The following is a 19,653-nucleotide window of genomic DNA, read 5'->3' as shown; positions in this document are numbered from 1 at the left end:
GCGGTAGCGCAGTCGATAGTTCCCGAGGTAGGCCGCCTCGCTAGGCCCGCTGTTCGAGACCACCTTCGTCGCCGGTGGCTTCAAATCGTCGTCTAGCCACGACCGCGGGGCGGGGCCGACGAGCGGCGGCCGCATACGTCTTGACGATTCGGGCGAGGACCGTTTCCGGCTTGTGCCGAATCGCGTGGGGCGTTACTCCCACGACAACTATTCCCACGGCGGTGAGGTCACCGTCGCGGGAGACGGTGGCGTCCCACAAGGCACCGCGGTGGTATGCCTCGGAGTGCACCATGACGGCCATCGCGACATCGTCGAACCAGATGTCGGGGGACACCAGATGAAGGCCTGACTGTGCTTCCCCCAGGATGGGATTCGCCCACGCAGGAGGGAGCAAGGGGTGTCCATCGAGCCGGTGCAGAAGCTCTCGCTCGGGCACCGACCAGGCTCCCGATGCCGCGGCATCGAGCGCCGGAATGATCCGATGCGCGTCGCGAGTTCGCAGGCGCAGCATCCATTCGGCGAGGTCATCGATGGTCGTGATCCCCCGCTGGACGGCCTCGATGAGAAGGGCCTCCCGTCCCTGACGAGTGGGAGTGCTGAAGGCGGCATCGATGCAGGCGCGGGCGGGCGATGACACCCGCAGAACCCCCGCCTCCACGACATTTTCGTCGTGCAGGATGCTTCGCCGCAGGCGGGCATAGCTGGTGCGCCGGGCTGCCCTCGGGGGCTCCACGACGCTATGCAGGATGCCACCCGGCTCGGCCGCACGTATCCCGTGCCAGCGCGCGCCGGTGAGCCCATCGAGGGCGCTGGTCGGCCCAGCCCACAATTGCAGCGCGATGAGACGTTGGCGCAGGGTTGGCGTCTCGCGACTGACGAGAAAGACATTCGGGAGGAGCTCTCGCCAGCCCCGCCCGCCATTCCACCGCACCTCCGAGCGCGACACGCCACCGGCGATCAACTGACCTTGCCTGGCAACGCCATCCTGACGACGGAGCACGGTCATGAGGGGCTCGGGCCATGTTTGCTTCATGCCAGAAGCCTGTGCGGCGCCACGCGCCGCCGCCAGGTCCCTAGAAAATCTGTGGATCGAGCGATCTGGACCCCTGCGGCATGTGGATAACCGCCGGTAGCGACCCCGGCTATCGACCGCGCTACCGCCTGGTATCGGTCGCGATCGCGACCAATACCAGGCGGTAGGGCGATATTTAGGGGCGCTCGTCGGGGGCGTCGGTCAACGGCCGCTATCGACTGCGCTACCGCCTGGTATTGGTCGCGATCACGGCTAGTCCTAGGCGGTAGGTCGATGGTTAGGGGCGCTCGTCGGGGGCGTCGGTCAACGGCCGCTATCGACTGCGCTACCGCCTGGTATTGGTCGCGATCGCGGCCAGTACTAGGCGGTAGGGCGATATTTAGGGGCGCTCGTCGGGGGCGTCGGAGTCGTCGGTTTCTAGCGGGGTCTTGGGCAAGGCGGTCCACGCGAGCCAGCCAAGGGCGCCGAGGGGGACTTCCATCAAGTGCGTGAAGATCGAAAACAGGACGACCCCCGCGGTGGCTTCGGCGGGGACGGCACCCCAGGCGACGAGGGCGGCCACGGTGCCGGCCTCGGTGACGCCGAGGCCGCCGGGGGTGACGCCGACGGCGGTTAGCAGGCGTCCGATGGCGAAGGCCGCGAAGAGCTCGCCGTGATAGAGGTCGACGCCCGTGGTGCGCATGATCGCGAGGAACGCGAGGTAGTAGAAGCCGAAGTAGCCCACTAGCCCCAGGGTCATCGGCAGCCAGCCGCTGCGGACGATATCGAGAATGCGGTGGCGCAGGTCGGCCACCAACGCGTCGATCGTCATCGTGCGCTTGGTCCGCTTGAACAGCGGCCGCAGTAGGCGGTCCAGCGTGCGCCCGACGCGACGCGACGCTTCCTCGGAGCGCACCGCCGCTACGAAGATTGCCACGATCGCCACGCCGCTGACGACGGCGGCGATCGCGGCATCGCGCATCAGCGACGGCAGCGACGAGCGCCCCATCGAGAGCGTCACAATCGCGATGAGCGGCAAGGCAATTCGGGCCAGCGTGTTCCAGACGCCGGTGACGATCGCCGATGTGGAGACATCGCGCTTGCGGAAGCCCCACGAGCGGCAGATCGCCAAGGTCGCCGCGAGGCCGACCGCGCCGCCGCCGGGCAGCAGATTGCTCACCGACGAGCCGCAGATGTTCACGATGAATGCCCGCAGATGGCTCAGTCCGGGCAGCGAGGCCGCGAGCGTGAAGGTGTAGCTCCACAGGCCGAGCAGCACCAGACCCAGGAAGGCCGCCGACTGACCGAGCGAGACCGTGCCGAGGACGTGGCCGACCTCGCGCCACGTGGTCTGCCCAAACTTCGGCAATCCCCAGATCAGCAGCACAGCGCAGAGCGCGAAACCCAGGAGCAGCTGGGCAAGCTTGCGCCCCGACAGCGTGACCAGGTTCATGGCAGCCCCGCAAAGATGTCGCGCGCCACCCGTGCCCCGGCCGGGTGAGCCGGGTCGCGGAACCATTCGCGCCCGAAGATCAGGTCGTATGCCGGTCGCGGGATCCGCAGGAAGGCCGCCAGCGTGCGGTCCCCGCCGTCCGAGCGGGCCTGAGACGCGTGGGCCCGCATCGAGGCGCGCTTCGCGGCGGCATACCGCAGCACATCGATCCGGTGCGTGATCTCCCGCCGGGCGCTGAAGGCCGAGCAGAAGGCGTCCATATCGAACTCGGGCGGATAGGGATAGACCTTGGCCGAGAGCCGGACGGCGGCGGCCAAAAGGTCCCGGGGGATGGTGGCTTCCAACAGGCGCGGGGTGCCCGCCAGTTCGGCCGCCATCGCCGTCATGTCGTGAACCCGCACGTGATCGCGGTGCCCGTAGCCGCCGCGGGCGTCATACGACAGCACCACATCCGCGGACTCCTCCCGCAACACCTCGGCGAGCCGGAGAGCGCTCTGCGCCAACGGAACTCGCACGAAGCGCACGAGACCCGGCGGATCGGCATACAGCTCCGGCCCCATGCCGGAGTCGGCATAGCCGAGCCACTCGACGCGCGAGACCCCAAGGGCCCGGGCGCTGGCGTGCGCCTCGTCGAGCCGGTGTGCACCGAGATCGCCCGTGCCGGTGGCCGAATCGGTCAGCCCGAGATCGCCATTCGTCGCCAGCACCAGCACCACCCGATGCCCCTCCGCAGCGGCCTTGGCCATCGTCCCCGCGGTCAGCAGCGCCTCGTCGTCGGGATGTGCGTGCACGGCGACCACGGTGCGTCGGCGCGTGCTCATCGCTCCATCCTCCCGTATGCCGCCCGGTCCGCGACCGAGCGACACCGCAGCACGGTTCGTGGCCCGGGACATGCGGGGGGACGTGGCAGGCTGGGCAGGCTATGAAGATCGCCCTGCTCTCCGACTGCTATCCGCCGCGCCTTGGCGGGATCGAGACGCAGGTGCGGGACCTCGGGCGCGCGCTCGCGGGGGCTGGCCATGAGGTGCACGTCTATACCGCGACGCCGGCCGAGGGCGCGGGTCACGGGCTGCGCAATATTGCCGTCAGCGAGGACGAGGGCGCCATCGTGCACCGGGTCACGGTGCCGCTGCCCTTCGACTTGCCGGTGAATCCGTTGGCGCCCAGGCTGATTCGCGATGAACTGGCGAAATTCGATGTCGCTCATGTCCATATGGGTGTCATCTCCCCCTTTGCCGCCGACCTGACTGAGCTCGCGCTCGAGCTCGGCCTGCCGACGGCGATCACCTGGCATTGTGTGTTGGGCCGTTCGGCGGTCCTGGCCCAGCGCCGGCTCGGACGTATCGCGGGCTGGGCCCAGCGGGGAGCGGCCTTGTCGGCCGTATCGAAGATGGCAGCCGGGCTCGTCGAGGCAGCGGCGGACCACGGGGCTAAGGTTGCGGTGCTTCCCAATGGCATCGATCCGAGTCGCTGGGCTCCCGAGGCCGTCGTGCCAGGACCTCGCGATCAGGTGCGGCTGATGAGCGCCCTGCGGTTCGCGCCCCGCAAGCGTGTCCCAGCGTTGGTGGGCATGCTCGGCGAGATCCACGCCGCGGACCCCGCGCGCACCCGTGCCACCGTCTTCGGCGACGGCCCGTTGCTGGGTATGACGCGGGCGATCCACCGCCGCCACCGCACCTGGCTCGATCTGCCCGGGCGGGTCGCACGCGCGGACCTCGCCGACGCTTATCTCGCGGGCGGCATTTACCTCGCGCCGACCCGGATGGAGGCTTTCGGCATCGCGGCCTTGGAGGCGCGCACCGCCGGGCTGCCGGTGGTCGCGATGTCCACCTCCGGAGTTGCCGACTTCGTGATCGATGGCGTGAACGGGCTGCTCGCGAGGGACGATGCCGGCCTGGTGGCCGCGGGACGCAAGCTGGTCGCCGACGAAGACCTGCGCGAGCGAATCCGGGCTCACAATCTCACCGTGGCGCCGGAGCAGACATGGACCGCCGTGTTGGAGAAGGCGATCGCCGAATACGAACGGGCAGGTGCGAGCCGATGACTAGGGACATTCGCATCGAGGGGGTGACGCTCACCGGCGATACCGTCGCGTCCTTCGTCCTGCCCCACGGCGCCGACCCGAGCGAGCAATTGCAAGCCCGCGGGTGGAATCTGACCGGCGTGACCCACGCTTTCACCCCACCCGGCAGCGATGGGGTGACCATCCGGCTCGCGGTGGTCGCCGAGGTGGACGGGGGCGATCGGCATACGACCTGGGCGCCGACGGCGACCGGCGAGATCCTGCCCGACGGGGTGGAACCCATTGTCGTGCAACGGATTGCGGCGTATGCCGTGATTCCTCGCGGTGACGAGACGCTGCTGACGCGGTTGGCGCCATCGGTGCGAGGAGCGGCCGGACGATGGACCTTGCCCGGCGGCGGCATCGACCGTGGCGAGGATCCGTCGGTGGCCGTGCGCCGCGAGGTGTGGGAGGAGACCGGGCAGCATCTCGGCGAGATTCACCTGCTCGATGTCGTCACCTCGCACTGGATCGGGCAGGCGCCGTCGGGGGAGTGGGAGGACTACCAGGTCGTGCGGCTGGTATATGCCGCGACGGTCCCGCATCCCGGCCCACTCGTGGTGCACGATGCGGGCGGAACGACGGCCGAGTGCGCCTGGATCGCCGACAGCACCCTGGCCGAGGAGGAGCGGGCGCCCCTGCTGCGCGGTGGGCAATGGCTCAGCTGGCGGGCGGCCGCCGACGGGCGATGGCCGCGAGAGCGCCAATAGCCGCCAACACCAGGCCGGCGCCGACGAGCGCATACGGCGCGGCGACGGCATAGGCGATGGATCCGTGGCCTAGCTGCGCCCACAAGGTGACGCCGGCGAGGGCCAGGAGGCTGAGGCCAAGCAGGACGGTCCCGATGGCCGGGCCGGTGCGATAGCGCTGCGTCGTTGAGGGGTCGGTGCTCATGACGCGCCCCCCTCGATCCGCACGTCCCCGACGTGCATCCTGATGTCGACCGTGACGTCCGGGGTCCCGGAGCCAAAGGTCTGGTCGTAGTGCAGCGGGGTCGCCTGGTCCACGGAATCGGCGCGGTAGACATTGCCGGCCGAGATGTTCGCGATGACGCGCACTGTCGCGTCAGCGGGCAGGAGAATCCGCACCTCGCCCACGCCGATGCGGACTGGGACATGCAGCGGGGCCTTGTCGGTGGAGGTGCGGGCCAGGTCTCCGAGGTCGAGGGTTGCGCCGCCGACCCCGAGACGGAAGCCGTCGCTGGGTTGGGGTGCGGCGAGCGACCAATACCGGTCACCGACACCCCCCGACCACATCGGATCCGCCGCGACCGCGCTCGCTCCGGTGCCCAGCGCCAGGAGGAGCGCGAGGAGAGTGCTGAGTCCACCGCGCCGGCCGGTGGCCCCCGCGACGACCAGGATCAGCGCGACGACGCCGAGCGCCGCCGCGAAACCGATCGTCACGCCATGTCCGGCCCAGCCCTCGGCATCGGTCAACAGGGCGCCGGTGGTGATGATCGCCAGCGCCAAGCCGGTCAAGCTCAGCGCGACATATGGGCTGAGGCGACGGCGGCGCAGCCGCGTCGGGCGACGCGGAGTGGTAGGCCGTGGGATCGTGGCCTGCTCGGTGTATGACGGGTGGCCAGTCTCGGGGAAGGCGCCAGCCTCGCTCACCGGCGGACCCGACCTCGCGGCGGTGGGCGCGGGCGCCGCCCAGGAGGAGGGCGCAATCGCCGTCGAGGCGAGCGGTATGGCGGTTGCCGTGGGGCCCGCGGCGGACGGCCAGACGTCATCAAAGGCCGCGGCGTGCTGGAGGTCCGGTGCAAGCATCGGCGTTGCCGGTGGCGGGGCGAGAAGGGGTTCTGGAGCAACTTCCTGGGCAGTGGTCGGGGGTTGACCCACGGGGGCCGGTCCGGACGACGAATGCCCCCGACGCATCAGCGCATAGGCAACCACACCCGCGCCCAGCACGAGCACCAACTGCCCGAAACCCCAACTGCTGGAACCGAAATAGACGCCCGTGAGAATCAGCGCCCCCAACGCGGTGCCCGCGATCGCGCCCAGGGCGACGATTGGCCCCGGGCCATCGCTGATCCGCCGCAGGATGCTGACGCCATCCGGGGCGGGCAGGGTCAGCCAGAGCACGGCATACGCGGCGACACCGAGCCCCCCGAAAAGCGTCAGGACGATGAACCCGACGCGCACGACGACCGGATCGATCCCGAGGCGCACGGCGACGCCATCGCAGACGCCGGCGACCCAGGTCTCATCGGTGCGCCGCAGCCCGAGCCGGTCGATGGATGCTTCGAGGTCGGCCAGCACTCGTTGCGTGTCGCTGGGCCGCGACGACGCGGGTGGCGTGGTGGTCATCACTCCAGACTCTGCCACGCGGCCGCGCGTCGCTATGCGGCCCGACCCTGGGCGATCCCTGAGGTCGACCCCGAAAGGGGGGCTGATGCGTGCCGGACCGGTGATTGATGGGCAAGACTTGACCGTATGACCGTCCCCTACGCGCCCGCTGCCGGCGTCGCGCCCCTGCGGCCGCGGATGACGCGGCCCACCGGTGAGCGCTGGGTGGCCGGGGTATGCGGAGGGCTCGCCGAGCATCTCCGGCTGCCGGTTCTGTGGGTGCGGGCGGGGATGGCGCTGCTGGCGCTGGCCGGGCCGGGATTCGTTGGCTACGTCCTGCTGTGGGCGCTGACGCCGCAGGCGGAGGCGAGCACCACCATTGACCCGGCGGCGCCGCCCGTGGATGTTCCGGCGCCGGCCGAGGCCGGGGGAGCGTTACGCACGCGGGCGATCGTGATCATCGGGCTGGGCCTGGTCGTGCTCGGGCTTCTCGCGGGGCTCGCCAAGAGCATCGGGCCGCGATTAAGTTTGGTCATCCCGGTTGTCGCAATCGGCGCGGTCGCGGTCATTGGCCTAACGAGTGCCGATGCGGCACAACGCAATCGGTGGCTTGGGCGCCGGTCCGGCTGGCCGGCCATTGCGCGGCTCGGCGTCGGGGCCGTGGCCATCGCGATCGGGACGATCGTGCTCCTCAGTCGGGGGCAGTCGATCGGTCAGGCCTCAGATATCGCGGTCGCGACCGTGGTCGTGCTCCTCGGTCTCGTCTTGTTGCTGGCGCCGCTCGTCGTGCGCTTGTGGAGCGATCACGGAGCCGCGCAAAGCGCGAAAGCCCGGGCCGACGAGCGGGCCGATATCGCGGCGCACCTGCACGATTCGGTGCTGCAGACCCTGGCGCTGATCCAGCGTCAGGCCACCGATCCGAGCCGCGTGGCGACGCTCGCGCGCGTCCAGGAGCGCGAGCTGCGCTCGTATCTCTATGGCGGGGATATCGACGCCGAGACCTCGCTGGAGGCGGCGATCGGCGCGGTGGCGGACGAGATCGAGATGGCGCACGGCATACCCATCGATGTCGTGGTCACCGGCGAAGCCGAGATGGACGAGCGCTCGCACGCACTCGTGCGCGCACTGCGCGAGGCGCTGAATAATGCTGTGCGCCATGGGGAACCGCCGGTCGCGGTCTATGTCGAGGCCGCGCCCACCGGCATCGAAGCATTCATCCGCGACCACGGCCCCGGTCTGGACCCCGAGAACATTCCCGATGACCGGCTCGGCGTCCGCGAGTCGATCATCGGCCGTATGACGCGTGCCGGCGGCAGCGCGACGGTGCGCCGCCTCGATCCCGGCACCGAATGGACCTTGACCCTGCCGACCCCGACCCCCGGAGACAAAGCATGACCACCCCAGCACCGGCGCCTGTGCGCGTCGTTATCGTCGATGACCACAAGATGTTCCGGACGGGGGTCAAGGCTGAACTGACCGAGGTCGCTCCCGGCCGCTTGGACATCGTCGGCGAGGCGCCCAATGTCGATGACGCCATCAAGATCGTTCGCGCGACTCAGCCGGATGTCGTGCTGCTCGATGTGCACCTGCCCGGTGGCAACGGACGGGGCGGTGTCGACGTCCTGCAGGGCTGTGTTGCGCAGGAATCGCTTGCGGGACAACCGATTCGGTTCCTCGCGCTCTCAGTCTCGGATGCCGCCGATGATGTCATCGCGGTGATCCGTGCGGGCGCGCGCGGCTATGTCACGAAGTCGATCACCGGCACGGATCTGGCGACGGCGATCCGGCGCGTGGCCGATGGGGACGCCGTCTTTTCGCCGCGGCTCGCGGGCTTCGTGCTCGATGCCTTCGGCGCCTCCGCGGGGGAGATCGCCGAGGTGGACGAGGAACTTGACCGCCTCTCGCAGCGTGAACGAGAAGTGATGCGGCTGATCGCCCGCGGCTATCAGTACAAGGAAGTCGCCAAGGAGCTCTTCATCTCGATCAAGACGGTCGAGACCCATGTCTCCTCGGTGCTGCGGAAACTGCAGCTGTCCTCGCGCCACGAACTGACCACCTGGGCGATGGGTCGCAAGCTCGTCTGAGGGCTCGTTCATTAGGGTGGTTCGTGTGCTGCCGAGCTATCACATCCGCCCGTCTCATGGGTGGCTCAACGACCCCAATGGCATGACCTTCCACGACGGTCGTTGGCACGTCTTCTTCCAGCACAATCCCGAGGCGCCCGTTCACAACCGGATTCAGTGGGGGCACGTCAGCAGCGAGGACCTGGCGACGTGGACCGAACACCCGGTGGCTTTTGGGCCGTCGGATGGTGGGCCTGATGAGTTCGGTTGCTGGTCAGGGGTTTTCGCTTCCGGTCTCGATCGGCCGGCCGTGGTCTATTCGGGCGTTGCCGACTCCTCCGGACAAAGCACCGTATGCCTGCGCTGGGGCTCCTCGGATCTGCTCACCTGGTCGGAACCGATCGTGGTGGCGCAGACGCCGACCGATGCTGGCGTCGCGATTATGCGCGACCCCTTCCTCTTCCTCTGGGAGGGCCGGCGGTGGGCCTTGCTCGGGGCTGGCCTGAGCGATGGGCGCGCTGCCGCATTGGTGTTTTCGTGTGACGACTTCATGGCATGGCAGTTCGAGGGACTGCTGGCGACATCGACGGATCCCGTCCTGGAATCGCTGCCGCCGGCGCAGATCTGGGAGTGCCCGCAGGTTGTGGAGATTGATGGCGCCGTGGTGTTGGTGCTGTCCTGCTGGTTTGAGGAGCAATTGCGCGAGGTCGTGTGGGTGCGGGGAGCCTTGCGTGCTGCGGATGGGCGTCCGGGATTCGCGGGGGAGGCGTGGGGACTGCTCGACGCTGGTCCGAGTTTCTATGCGCCGCAGGTGGTTTCGACTGATGGCGAGCCGTTGCTCTTTGGCTGGATCAAGGCGCACGAGCGCCACGATCAATCCGTTCCGGTTGCTGGCTGCCTCACGCTGCCGCGGCGTCTGAACCTGCACGCCGGGGAGGTGCGCAGTGCGGTCGACGCGGGCGCCCGAGGGGTTCTCACGCGCGGTCGCGAGCCGCAAGGGGTGGCGAGCGGGCGTCATACTCTGCCCTCGGCGGGGGTGGTGACCGGCGCCACCGGAATGCTGCATGTGCCCGGTCCGCACCCGCACGACCTCCCGCTGGACGACGCGAGAGTCTGGGTGGATGCCGATGTGGCAGAGATCTATTCGCCAGTCGGACCGCCGGTGACCTTGCGTGGCGGCAGTCCGTGGGAGCTGACCCTCGACGCTCCCGCGATGCTCGTGGACATGGCATCGGTCACGCCACCCGCCTAGCCTGCGCGGTCCGTTCAGGCTGCTGACCTAGGGTGCTGGGCATGGAGATCCTGACCAATGTCCTCGTGCTCGTCCACCTCATCGGGATGGCGTGCATCGTCGGTGGCTGGATCAGCCTGCGCGCCCGCCGGGTCGAGTCCGGGATGGGTCTGTCGGTCGTCGTGTGGGGCGCGCGGTTCCAGGTTCTGACCGGGCTCGCGCTCGTGGGAATCAAAGAGTCGCAAGGCGATTCGCTCAACCACGCGAAGATCGGCGTCAAGCTCGCCGTCGCGCTAGCCTGCGCCGCCACGGCCGAGATGGCCGCAGCCAAGGCCCGCAAGGGGTCCGGCGACACCAACCTGATCGACTACGCCGGCGTCCTCGGCATCCTCAACACCGCCGTCGCCGCCCTCTGGGAGACCTCCTCCGCCGAGGCCTGACCCCTCCGCCCGACCGTCTCCCGGGCCCGGATTGCACGATTCTCTCCGGATGCCGGAAGTCTGCGCTTGCCGCTGCTTTAGAGCAGGGGTTATGCGCAGACTTCCGGCATCCGGAGAAAAATGAGTGACGTCGCCGACGAGCGGTCAGGGGATCAGGAGCAGCTTGCCGGTGGTACGGCGGGCTTCGAGGGCGTCGTATGCCGTGGCGGCCTCAGCCAGCGGCCAGCGACCTCCGATCTCCAACTCCACGGACCCGTCGGCCAGCGCCGCGAGGATTTCGCCTGCGCGCCACAGCAATTCGTCCCGGCTCTGCAGGTAGGCCGCCAAGCTCGGGCGAGTCAGGAAGGCCGAGCCGGCCGCGTTGAGGCGCTGGATGTCGAAGGGGGGCACCTGGCCCGACGCGCCGCCGAAGAGGGCGAGCATGCCCCTCGGCCGTAGCGACGCGAGCGAGGCGTCGAAGGTGTCCTTGCCCACCCCGTCATACGCGACGTGCACGCCCGCGCCGCCGGTCGCGCGGCGCACCGCCCCGGCCAGGTCCGGCTCGGTGCGGTAGTTGATCAGCGTCTCGGCGCCCAGGCGCCGGGCGATCTCGAGCTTCTCCGGGCTGCCGGCTGTCGCGATGACATGCCCACCTTTGGCGGTGATGAGCTGCACGAGCAACTGCCCGACGCCGCCCGCCGCGGCATGCACCAGCGCGACATCGCCTGGTTGCACGGTATAGGTCGAGTTCACGAGATAGTGCGCGGTCATGCCCTGCAACATCGCCGCCGCTGCGACCGACAGGGCGAGCCCACCAGGCACCGGAACGAGTTGCGCCGCAGCGATATTCGCCAGACCGGCCGCGCTGCCGGGTTGCATCGCCCACGCAACGCGGTCACCCACGGCGACCTCAGCCCCCTCGCCGACGGCCACCACCACGCCGGCCCCCTCCAGCCCGAGCGTGAAGGGCACGGGGATGGGATAGACGCCTTGGCGCTGATAGACATCGATGAAGTTGACCCCGGCCGCCGCGACCTCGACCTGGGCCTGCCCGGGGCCCGGCGCCGGCACGTCGATCGTGGTCGTCGTCAGAACATCGCTCGCCCCATGGCGGGGCACGGTCAGGGCCGTGGTCGGTGGCATTCCTCGACTCTAATCACCGCGCGGTCGCTGGTGGCCGACGCGCGTGAGGGCGTCGCCATCGAGCCGATATCCCAACCAGTCATCCTGCGGGGTGGCGCCGAGGGCGTCATAGAAGTCGATGGCCGGGGTGTTCCAGCGCAGCACCGACCATTCCAGTCGCCGGTAGTCCCGCTCCATGCAGATCGCCGCGAGCCGCCGCAGCAGCGCCCCACCCAGGCCGGACCCGCGGGCGGCGGGATCGACATACAGATCCTCCAGGTGGATGCCGGGGCGGCCCTCCCAGGTCGAAAAGGTGAGGTACCACAGCGCCATTCCCGCTGGCGCACCGTCGATCTCGCCGATCAGGGCGTATGCCGTGGGGGCCCCCTCCGTGGGGAAGAGAGCCGCGCGGAAGTCGGCCTCGCTCCCGCGTGCCGACTCCGGTTCCTTCTCGAAAAGCGCCAAGTCCCGGACAAATTGCACGATCTGGGCCACGTCCCCGGGCTCCGCGTCGCGGACGGTCACCTCTGTCATATGTCAACCGTATGCAGGGTGGCGACCGCGCGGCTGCGCCGGCAAAATTCTGACCCGCAGCGCTTGACTTTGCCCCGCAAAGTCGGGCAAGGTTTGTGACACAAAGTTTGTGACACAAAGTCGCAGGCGCAGATCTCGCGGGAGGCACTCCATGAGAACGACCTTCGCTACCGAAACCCCCATGACCACCGCTTCATCGGCCGGTTCCGTCCGGAAGGACACGGCGATCTGCGGCGCGATCTTCGCCGGCGCATCGATGATGTGGTTCGGGTGGGGCCAGCAGGGTGGCGAACTCGGGGGCCTGCTCGTGGCCGGTTCGCTGGTCGCGATCACCGTCACGGCGCTCGCCGCGCTGAATATCCGCCGCACTCCGGGCCGGCCGACCCTGTCGGTCGATCCGCGCGCCCGCGGGATCTACTGGGGGGCCGTCCTGGCCGAAGTCATCGCCATCGTGGGCAGCGCCGCGCTGCTGAACCGCGCCGGCCACCCCGCATACCTCTCCAGCGTCACGCTGGCGATCGTCGGTCTGCACTTCCTGCCCATGATGCGCGCCTTCCGGATCCGGCTTCTGGGGGCGGTCGCGATGGCGTGCGTGCTGATCGGTGGCGCCGCCGCCGGCGGCGGACTCCTCGGCTGGTGGCCCGCACCGACCGCGGCCGGCCTCGGGGGCGGCCTGGCGCTGTTGGTGGCCGGGGTTGGCTGCATACTCGGCAGCCGTCGGTGAGCGAGGACTTCGATCCGGCCGAGGCGCTCGCGCTCCTGCAGGTCCAGGAGGACCGAGTGCGGGTGGCCTTTGACACCCGCCTGCACGAACAGCTGGGCGCCTGGGGTGTCGCGCTGCTGGTCGGCTTGGGCGGCATCTGGCTGCAGGTTCGCGGCCAGGAGCCGTACGTCGGCCCCGGCGCTGCCTCCGGCATCCTGTTCAGCGTCCTGCTGGCCGCGGCTGCCGCGGTCACGGCTTGGCGCACCCAGCAGGCCACGGCGGGGATCGCTGGCGCGAGCTCGTGGCAGGGCGGGCTGTATGGCGCGGGCTGGGCGCTCGGGTTCGTCGGCTACTTCGCGATCCTCGGCGCCATCGCCCGCGCCGACGCGCCGCCACCGGCGATTGGCGTCTTCGCCACCTGCGGGCCGCTGCTCATCACCGGGCTGATGTATCTCTTCGGGGCGGCACTGTGGGGGGTGCGTCCGATGGCAGCGCTCGGCGCGTGGTTGGTGCTCGTCGCCTCGGGAGCGGGCTTTGCCGGGCCGGTCGGGGCCGTGCTCGTCGGCGCCGTGCTCGGTGGTGGTGGCTTGCTGGTGGCGGCCAGCTGGCTGCTGATGGCGCGGCGCCGGGCCATGACATGACCGAGCTCGATCCCGTCATCCACGTGCCGGTCCGGCTGCGGATCATGGTGGCGCTCGCCGCCCTCGGCCCCGCCGACAGCCTGTCCTTCCCTCGGCTGCAAGAGGTGCTCGATCTCACCTCGGGCAATCTGATCACCCACCTGCGCAAGCTGGAGGAGGCCGGGTATGTCGTGACCCAGAAGTCCGGACGGGTCACCACCGCGGCCCTAACCGACCAGGGGCGAGCGGCCTTCGCGGCCTACCGCGCGACGCTCGCGAGCCTGCTGGGGTAACGCTGGGACGCCCGGGCTGCTGCCGGTGGCGACACCTCTCCATAGCAGTCGTGCCAGGCCAAATCGAGGAGGGCCAAGACGTCGAGTGCGGCCTCGGCTTCCGCGCCAAACTCGGATCGGGCTCGCGCAGTGCGGGATCGACGACGGTCGGCAGCACTGACGGGCATGTCAGCAGTGTGGCGTCAGGTATGGGCAGCTCGTCATCCAGACCTTCGACAGCGACCGAGGCTGGCCCGCCGGGCTACAGGTATGTGGTCCGCCGCGCCGGCGACACGCTCAGCCGGCCGCGGGGGGCGGCATACCTGTAGTCGGTGGGGACCCGGCAGGTGCCGGCCCGGAGTTGGCGCTGGTTCCCCCCGGAAGTCTGCGCTTGCCCCCTGCGCACAAGCAGGGTCAAGCGCACACTTTCGGCATCCGGAGAGAAAGGGGAGGCGCCCGGGACTTCAGCCATCTGGGACTTCAGGCGTCGCGCGGCGGGCGGGCGCGGGTTGCCTTGGTCTGGCCGCGCTGGCGCTTGGCTTCCAGCCGGCGCTCCTGGGAACCGCGGGTCGGTTTCGTCGCGCGGCGAGGCGGGGGCGGGGGAGCAAGGGCGGCGCGCAGCGTCTCGGCCAGGCGCTCGCGGGCGGCGACTCGGTTGCGGTGCTGGGATCGGTGTTCGCGCGCGACGACAACGATGCGCCCGTCAGCCGCCAGCGCCGGGATGCGCGATCGCACCCGGCGGCGCTGGGTTTCGGTCAACAGCGGGTCCAGGGCGTCCAGGGTGAGCTCGATCTCCACCCGGCTATCCGTGGTGTTGACCGACTGGCCACCCGGACCGGGGGAGCGCGAAAAGCGTTCCACGACAAGGCCGCCCGGGATGACCACGCCGTTTGGCACCCCAGGGCCGCGAGCGATCACCAGATCCATCGCCCGACCCCTGACTCCTTCTCAGCCGGGCGCATCGCTGAGGTCGATCCAGTAATGCCGCACCAACTGGCCGTTGCTTGGCGCCGGGATGGTCTTGGTCAGGACACCGCCATTGGCCTCGATCACCGTGGCCGACCCGAGATTGTCGTCATCGCAGGTGAGCAGGACGCGGTTGAGCCCGAGGTCACGGCATACGGGCAGCGCCTGCCGCAGTGCGTCGGTGGCGTGGCCGCGGCGGCGCGCGGAGGGGCGCACGCTGTAGCCGATGTGCCCGCCCTCCGCGGCGAGGAAGTCATTGAGGTCGTGGCGGATGGCAAGCGAGCCGACATACTCCCCGTCCTGCTCCATCCACAAGAAGGTGCACGGGACCCACCCGCGGAGCAGATCACGATCCGGGTCGGTGCGCCGGACGATGAAGTCGTGGAAACCCTCGTCGGACTCCATTTCGGCCCGCGCATACGGCTGCACCGCGCCCTCGGCGTCGATCCACTGCCAGAGCCCATCGCCATCGCGATGCGCGCCGCCGAACTCATCGACGGCGTCGAGATAGCTGCGGTGCAGGCTCTCTGTGGGTGGGATCAGGCGCATGCGTCGAGGGTAGGCGGGCGGCCCGGGAAGGCCCAGGGGTTTACGTCGCCGCGCGCAGCTCTTCGAGGACCCGGGCGTCAATGCCGTCGGCGGTCAGTCGAGTTTCCAGATTGACCCGGCCCATCCACGCGGCGAGGTCGTCGGCGGTGCGCCCGCCGCGGAGGCCGAGGGCGTCGAGCCGAGTCCGCACTTCCTGCTCCAGATCGCCAGTCAGCGGTCGAACGTCTTCTGGCGCACCGAAATACAGCTCATGGAGCCGATGTATGCGGGCCAGCTCGGTCGGCGCCTGCGGATCGTCGTCGACTCGCAGGTCCGCGAGGATGCCGCTGTGGTCGTAGCCGGCGCGGGGGGCCACGGCATACACGGCAGCACTCTGGCGGCCTCGGGCGTCGCCGCCGGCGGCGTCCCCCGCGAGCAGAGCGGCGACCAGCCGACGGGTGAACGGCTGACCCGCCGCCTCGAGATAGGCGCTCTCCATCGCCTCGATGACCTCGGGTCCGGTGAGCAGATTGCCCTGGATGGCGTATGCCGTGTCCTCCGCCGACCCAGTCAGCCCGCCCGCCCACGGGTGACATTCGGAGCCCGTGAAAGTGGCCGCCTCCTTCGCGCCGACCACGCCCACCTGGCGGCTGCCCGCTTTGAGGTCCTCTGCGGTGGCGCCGGCCAGGGCGCGGGAGGCGGTCGCGCCGCGGGTCATAGCGCTGAGCAGCTCCGTCTTATAGGCGACGCGGGCCATGGCTTGCGTCGCGACGGCGCCGGTGCCCAAACGAGCCGCCGGCACCACGGACCCGACAGCGAGAAACTTGCTGGCCACGGCCACGCCATAGGCCGTGCCCTCGCGCGCGACGATCGAGAAGGTCATGTAACCCACGGTAGGGACGGACCGGCGCGGTGGCGAGGGACTGGATCACATTCGCCGGAGTCTGGTCGCTCACACGAGCCTGCCGGTCGGCGTTGGCGGCAGGGGTTGTCGGCGGGTCGACATAGGGTGTGAGACACGATGAGCACCCTGTTCGACATGCCCGGCGGATGGTCCGACGAGGTCGACGCCGCGGGCATCCCGACCTGGGCGATGACCGCGGAGGGTCCGGCGCGCGCACACCCCTCCGGCGACCCGGGAGCGGGCGGGAGCGGGCGGCATACCTCACCCGCCGCGAAGGACCCGGAGGAGCTGCTCGCGGGGCTCAACCCGCAGCAGCGCGCGGCGGTCGTCCACGACGGGCCTCCGCTGCTGATCGTCGCGGGCGCGGGCTCGGGCAAAACCCGGGTTCTCGCGCACCGCATCGCCTACCTGCTTGGTCACCGCGGCGCCCAGCCGGGGCAGATCCTGGCCATCACCTTCACCAACAAGGCCGCCGCCGAGATGCGCGAGCGCGTCGAGGGCCTGGTGGGGCCGCGCGCGAAGGCGATGTGGGTCATGACTTTCCACTCCGCGTGCGTGCGAATCCTGCGGCGCGAGGCGGGCAAGGTCGGACTGAAGTCGAGTTTCTCGATCTATGACGCCGCCGACAGCCAGCGCATGATGGCGCTGGTCCTGCGCGATATGGATCTGGACCCCAAGCGCTACAACCCGCGTAGTTTCAGCCACCAGGTCTCCAACCTCAAGAACGAATTGGTGGACGAGGAGACGTATGCCGCCCGGGTCGGGTCCGAGGAGACCGGCACCCACCATGAGCGGCTGCTCGCCGAGGCCTATTCGACCTATCAGCGCCGGCTACGCCAGGCCAATGCGCTCGACTTCGACGACCTCATCATGACCACGGTCAACATCCTGCAAGCCTTCCCCGATGTCGCCGAGCACTACCGCCGCCGCTTCCGGCACATCCTCATCGACGAATATCAGGACACCAACCAGGCCCAATACGCCCTGGTCCGCGAACTCGTCGGCGGCCCCGGGAGCAGTGGGTATGCCGAGGGCTCGCCCCACGCGGTGCCCGCCGGTGAGTTGGTGGTCGTCGGGGACGCCGACCAGTCGATCTATGCCTTCCGCGGCGCGACGATCCGCAATATTGAAGAGTTCGAGCAGGACTACCCCCACGCCAGAGTCATTCTGCTGGAACAGAATTACCGCTCGACCCAGACCATCCTCAAGGCCGCCAATGCGGTCATCAGCACCAATCAGGGCCGCCGTGACAAGAAGCTGTGGTCCGAGGCGGGCGATGGCGCGGCAATCGTCGGCTATGTCGGGGACTCCGAGCATGACGAGGCCGCCTTCGTCGCTCGGCGCATCGACAGCCTCGGCGACGATCACGACGTCAAGCCCAAGGATGTCGCCGTCTTCTATCGCACGAACGCGCAATCGCGGGCGATCGAGGAGGTCTTCGTTCGAGTCGGGCTGCCCTACAAGGTGGTCGGCGGCACCCGGTTCTATGAGCGTCGCGAGATCAAGGACGCCCTGGCCTATTTGCGGGTGCTTGCCAATCCCGAGGACACGATCAACCTGCGGCGCATCCTCAATGTGCCCAAGCGCGGGATCGGCGATCGCGCCGAGGCAGCCGTCTCGGCGCTCGCCGAGCGCGAGCGCATCCCCTTCGTCGCCGCCCTCGGGCGCGCCGCCGACGCGCCGGGCATCGCCACGCGCTCGGTGGCGGCGATCGAGGGCTTCACCGGGCTGTTGGAGTCCTTGCGGGTGGTGCGCGATGACGATGATGCGGGGGTGGCCGAGTTGCTGGAGGCGGTGCTCGACCGTTCCGGCTATCTGAGCGAGCTGCGCGCCAGCCGAGACCCACAAGACGAGACGCGCGTCGAGAATCTCCACGAACTCGTCTCCGTGGCCCGGGAGTTCGATGAGGTCCGCGCCGAGACCGGCGAGGTGATCTCCCTCGACGACTTCCTCGAGCAGGTTTCGCTCGTCGCCGACGCCGACGAGATCCCGGACGCTGAGGACGGCGGGGGAGTCGTCACCCTGATGACCCTGCATACCGCCAAGGGCCTGGAGTTCCCGGTCGTCTTCCTCACGGGCATGGAGGATGGCACCTTCCCGCACCAGCGCTCCCTCGGCGATCCGAAGGAGTTGGAGGAGGAGCGCCGGCTGGCGTATGTCGGCATCACCCGCGCCCGCGAACGCCTGCACATCAGCCGCGCGAGCGTCCGATCTGCTTGGGGCGCACCGCAGTACAACCCGCCCAGCCGCTTCCTCGATGAGATCCCGCACCCGCTGATCGACTGGGAGCGCACCGGCTCATCGCTGGGCCAGCGCACCAGCGCGCCCTCGCTGGCCCGGCTCGCCGCCCGCCCCGGCGTGCGCTCGCCGGGCACCAAGCCGCTGCTCGCGCTGAAAGTCGGGGATCGCGTCAGCCACGACAGCTTCGGCCTCGGCACCGTGACCCGCATTGATGGCGCCGACGACCGCACCCAGGTGCATGTCGACTTCGGCGGCGACGCCGGCGTCAAGCGCCTGCTCCTGCGCTATGCCCCTCTCGAAAAACTCTGACCGGCGCAGTTACCGGCAAGTAGGTCTGAGCTTTGGCCCCACTATTGGTGCCAAACCTCAGACCTATTTGCGGGTAATCAGAACTTCAGGCCGTGCTTGGCGAGCCAGGGCTTGGGGTCCACGGGGTCGCCGCCCTTGGGGTGGATCTCCAGGTGCAGGTGGGGGCCGGTCGAGCGGCCGGTGTTGCCGGTCTTGCCGACGAACTCGCCCGGTGCGACCTTTTGCCCTTCAGCGACATTGATCTGGCTCATGTGCGCGAAGTAGGAGACGGTGCCGTCCCAGTAGGTGATCTCGACCTTCATCCCATAGCCGCCGCCCCAGCCTGCCTTGGTGACGGTGCCGGAGGACATGGCGTGCAGGGAGGTGCCGACGACCGCGCCGAAGTCGAGGCCAGCGTGCAGCCGACCCCAGCGGTAGCCGAAGCTGGAAGTGAGGTTCGGGTGCTTCACCGGACTGACCCAGCGGTGCGCGGCGGCGATGCGCTTGGCCTTCGCCGCGGCAGCAGCCTTGGCCGCCGCCTTGCGCTTGGCGAGCGCGACCCGCTCCTGGGTGGCGCGCTGGGCCCGCATGGCGCCCTGCTCGCGGGTGGCGATGGCCGACTCGACGGCAGCCGTCGCGAAGTCGGGGGTGATGGCGATCTGCTGCGCGGCAGCTCCCACGGCGACGCCGCGATCGGCGATTAGGGCCATCGCTTGCGTCTGCGCGCCCTCGCTGTGGGCCGTCGCGCTGCCCGCCGCCACGGAGCCGGACAGGCTCACGGCCAGGGCCACGGCGCCGACGGGAACAAGGGCGCGGGCGTGGGTGCGCGGGCGCGCAACAGCATGCTTGCCGGTGGTTCGGCGCATGGAAGAAGTCCTTAGCCCGGATCCACCGATGGGGTTGAGGTTGTAGCGGGTTGTGTGCGGGTCGGAGCATGAGAAATCCCT

The 19,653-nt window shown here is 69.5% G+C and carries 21 protein-coding genes; 10 read left to right on the top strand and 11 right to left on the bottom strand.

The annotated features are described in order from the left end of the window. Positions 1-40: 40 nt before the first annotated feature. The 3 genes from ABD225_RS05830 to ABD225_RS05820 all read right to left on the bottom strand — a co-directional run bounded on the left by ABD225_RS05830 (position 41) and on the right by ABD225_RS05820 (position 3,286). Positions 41-1,033, bottom strand: a complete 993-nt coding sequence (locus tag ABD225_RS05830) for a hypothetical protein (protein WP_344082423.1) — start codon at positions 1,031-1,033, stop codon at positions 41-43. 379 nt (positions 1,034-1,412) lie between these two features. Continuing rightward, positions 1,413-2,465, bottom strand: a complete 1,053-nt coding sequence (locus ABD225_RS05825; RefSeq protein WP_344082421.1) for a lysylphosphatidylglycerol synthase transmembrane domain-containing protein — start codon at positions 2,463-2,465, stop codon at positions 1,413-1,415. Beyond that, complete coding sequence (locus ABD225_RS05820; RefSeq protein ID WP_344082419.1) at positions 2,462-3,286, bottom strand: PIG-L deacetylase family protein; 825 nt, start codon at positions 3,284-3,286, stop codon at positions 2,462-2,464. Before ABD225_RS05820 ends, ABD225_RS05825 begins: the two co-directional genes overlap by 4 nt. 101 nt (positions 3,287-3,387) lie before the next feature. On the opposite strand from ABD225_RS05820, the gene ABD225_RS05815 reads away from it, so the two are divergent. Together ABD225_RS05815 and ABD225_RS05810 are read left to right on the top strand one after the other, a co-directional pair. Continuing rightward, positions 3,388-4,509: a glycosyltransferase family 4 protein gene (locus tag ABD225_RS05815; protein WP_344082417.1), complete on the top strand. Its 1,122-nt coding sequence runs from the start codon at positions 3,388-3,390 to the stop codon at positions 4,507-4,509. Continuing rightward, a complete protein-coding gene (locus ABD225_RS05810) occupies positions 4,506-5,237 on the top strand; it encodes an NUDIX hydrolase (RefSeq protein ID WP_344082415.1) in 732 nt (243 codons plus the stop codon). The genes ABD225_RS05815 and ABD225_RS05810 overlap by 4 nt, the downstream gene beginning before the upstream one ends. Here ABD225_RS05810 and ABD225_RS05805 read toward each other — a convergent pair. Together ABD225_RS05805 and ABD225_RS05800 are read right to left on the bottom strand one after the other, a co-directional pair. Further along, entirely contained in the window at positions 5,188-5,421 is a 234-nt protein-coding gene (locus ABD225_RS05805) for a hypothetical protein (RefSeq protein WP_344082413.1), read from the bottom strand. The genes ABD225_RS05810 and ABD225_RS05805 overlap by 50 nt on opposite strands. Beyond that, positions 5,418-6,836: a PspC domain-containing protein gene (locus ABD225_RS05800; RefSeq protein ID WP_344082411.1), complete on the bottom strand. Its 1,419-nt coding sequence runs from the start codon at positions 6,834-6,836 to the stop codon at positions 5,418-5,420. Before ABD225_RS05800 ends, ABD225_RS05805 begins: the two co-directional genes overlap by 4 nt. Before the next feature lie 126 nt (positions 6,837-6,962). On the opposite strand from ABD225_RS05800, the gene ABD225_RS05795 reads away from it, so the two are divergent. Genes ABD225_RS05795 through ABD225_RS05780 form a run of 4 tightly spaced genes read left to right on the top strand, consistent with a single transcriptional unit; the run spans position 6,963 to position 10,549 of the window. Further along, positions 6,963-8,210 (top strand): ATP-binding protein, encoded by a 1,248-nt coding sequence (locus ABD225_RS05795; RefSeq protein WP_344082409.1) that lies wholly within the window; start codon positions 6,963-6,965, stop codon positions 8,208-8,210. Beyond that, the gene (locus ABD225_RS05790) at positions 8,207-8,899 is read left to right on the top strand and encodes a LuxR C-terminal-related transcriptional regulator (protein WP_344082407.1); all 693 of its coding nucleotides are present in this window, start codon (positions 8,207-8,209) and stop codon (positions 8,897-8,899) included. The genes ABD225_RS05795 and ABD225_RS05790 overlap by 4 nt, the downstream gene beginning before the upstream one ends. 25 nt (positions 8,900-8,924) lie before the next feature. After that, on the top strand, positions 8,925-10,130 hold the full coding sequence (locus tag ABD225_RS05785; RefSeq protein WP_344082405.1) for a glycoside hydrolase family 32 protein: 1,206 nt from the start codon (positions 8,925-8,927) through the stop codon (positions 10,128-10,130). Between the two features lie 41 nt (positions 10,131-10,171). After that, a complete protein-coding gene (locus tag ABD225_RS05780; protein WP_344082403.1) occupies positions 10,172-10,549 on the top strand; it encodes a hypothetical protein in 378 nt (125 codons plus the stop codon). Positions 10,550-10,693: 144 nt separating this feature from the next. On the opposite strand, the gene ABD225_RS05775 is transcribed toward ABD225_RS05780, so the two are convergent. Together ABD225_RS05775 and ABD225_RS05770 are read right to left on the bottom strand one after the other, a co-directional pair. Next, positions 10,694-11,671, bottom strand: a complete 978-nt coding sequence (locus tag ABD225_RS05775; protein ID WP_344082401.1) for a quinone oxidoreductase family protein — start codon at positions 11,669-11,671, stop codon at positions 10,694-10,696. 9 nt (positions 11,672-11,680) lie between these two features. Further along, positions 11,681-12,184, bottom strand: a complete 504-nt coding sequence (locus ABD225_RS05770; RefSeq protein ID WP_344082399.1) for a GNAT family N-acetyltransferase — start codon at positions 12,182-12,184, stop codon at positions 11,681-11,683. Positions 12,185-12,365: 181 nt separating this feature from the next. Here ABD225_RS05770 and ABD225_RS05765 point away from each other — a divergent pair, with 181 nt between their 5' ends. From ABD225_RS05765 to ABD225_RS05755, 3 genes are read left to right on the top strand one after another with little or no spacing between them, the layout of a single operon-like run. After that, complete coding sequence (locus ABD225_RS05765) at positions 12,366-12,908, top strand: hypothetical protein (RefSeq protein WP_344082397.1); 543 nt, start codon at positions 12,366-12,368, stop codon at positions 12,906-12,908. After that, entirely contained in the window at positions 12,905-13,528 is a 624-nt protein-coding gene (locus ABD225_RS05760) for a hypothetical protein (RefSeq protein WP_344082395.1), read from the top strand. Before ABD225_RS05765 ends, ABD225_RS05760 begins: the two co-directional genes overlap by 4 nt. Then, on the top strand, positions 13,525-13,800 hold the full coding sequence (locus ABD225_RS05755; RefSeq protein ID WP_344082393.1) for a transcriptional regulator: 276 nt from the start codon (positions 13,525-13,527) through the stop codon (positions 13,798-13,800). The genes ABD225_RS05760 and ABD225_RS05755 overlap by 4 nt, the downstream gene beginning before the upstream one ends. A 459-nt stretch (positions 13,801-14,259) precedes the next feature. Here the strand turns inward: ABD225_RS05755 and arfB are convergent, their stop codons facing one another. Genes arfB through ABD225_RS05740 form a run of 3 tightly spaced genes read right to left on the bottom strand, consistent with a single transcriptional unit; the run spans position 14,260 to position 16,156 of the window. Beyond that, positions 14,260-14,706: an alternative ribosome rescue aminoacyl-tRNA hydrolase ArfB gene (arfB, locus tag ABD225_RS05750; protein ID WP_344082391.1), complete on the bottom strand. Its 447-nt coding sequence runs from the start codon at positions 14,704-14,706 to the stop codon at positions 14,260-14,262. A gap of 21 nt (positions 14,707-14,727) precedes the next feature. Continuing rightward, on the bottom strand, positions 14,728-15,294 hold the full coding sequence (locus ABD225_RS05745) for a GNAT family N-acetyltransferase (protein ID WP_344082389.1): 567 nt from the start codon (positions 15,292-15,294) through the stop codon (positions 14,728-14,730). Between the two features lie 40 nt (positions 15,295-15,334). Next, positions 15,335-16,156 carry a DUF1028 domain-containing protein gene (locus tag ABD225_RS05740; RefSeq protein ID WP_344082387.1) on the bottom strand — a complete coding sequence of 274 codons (822 nt, stop codon included), beginning with the start codon at positions 16,154-16,156 and terminating at the stop codon, positions 15,335-15,337. A gap of 138 nt (positions 16,157-16,294) precedes the next feature. On the opposite strand from ABD225_RS05740, the gene pcrA reads away from it, so the two are divergent. Beyond that, entirely contained in the window at positions 16,295-18,727 is a 2,433-nt protein-coding gene (gene pcrA / locus ABD225_RS05735; protein WP_344082385.1) for a DNA helicase PcrA, read from the top strand. Positions 18,728-18,804: 77 nt separating this feature from the next. On the opposite strand, the gene ABD225_RS05730 is transcribed toward pcrA, so the two are convergent. Continuing rightward, positions 18,805-19,572: a M23 family metallopeptidase gene (locus ABD225_RS05730; protein ID WP_344082383.1), complete on the bottom strand. Its 768-nt coding sequence runs from the start codon at positions 19,570-19,572 to the stop codon at positions 18,805-18,807. Positions 19,573-19,653 lie beyond the last annotated feature (81 nt).

The sequence above is a fragment of the Nostocoides veronense genome (assembly GCF_039531185.1).
Classification (GTDB): domain Bacteria; phylum Actinomycetota; class Actinomycetes; order Actinomycetales; family Dermatophilaceae; genus Nostocoides_A; species Nostocoides_A veronense.
Note: the sequence above shows the minus strand (reverse complement) of the source record. Positions and strands in the feature narration are given on the sequence as shown.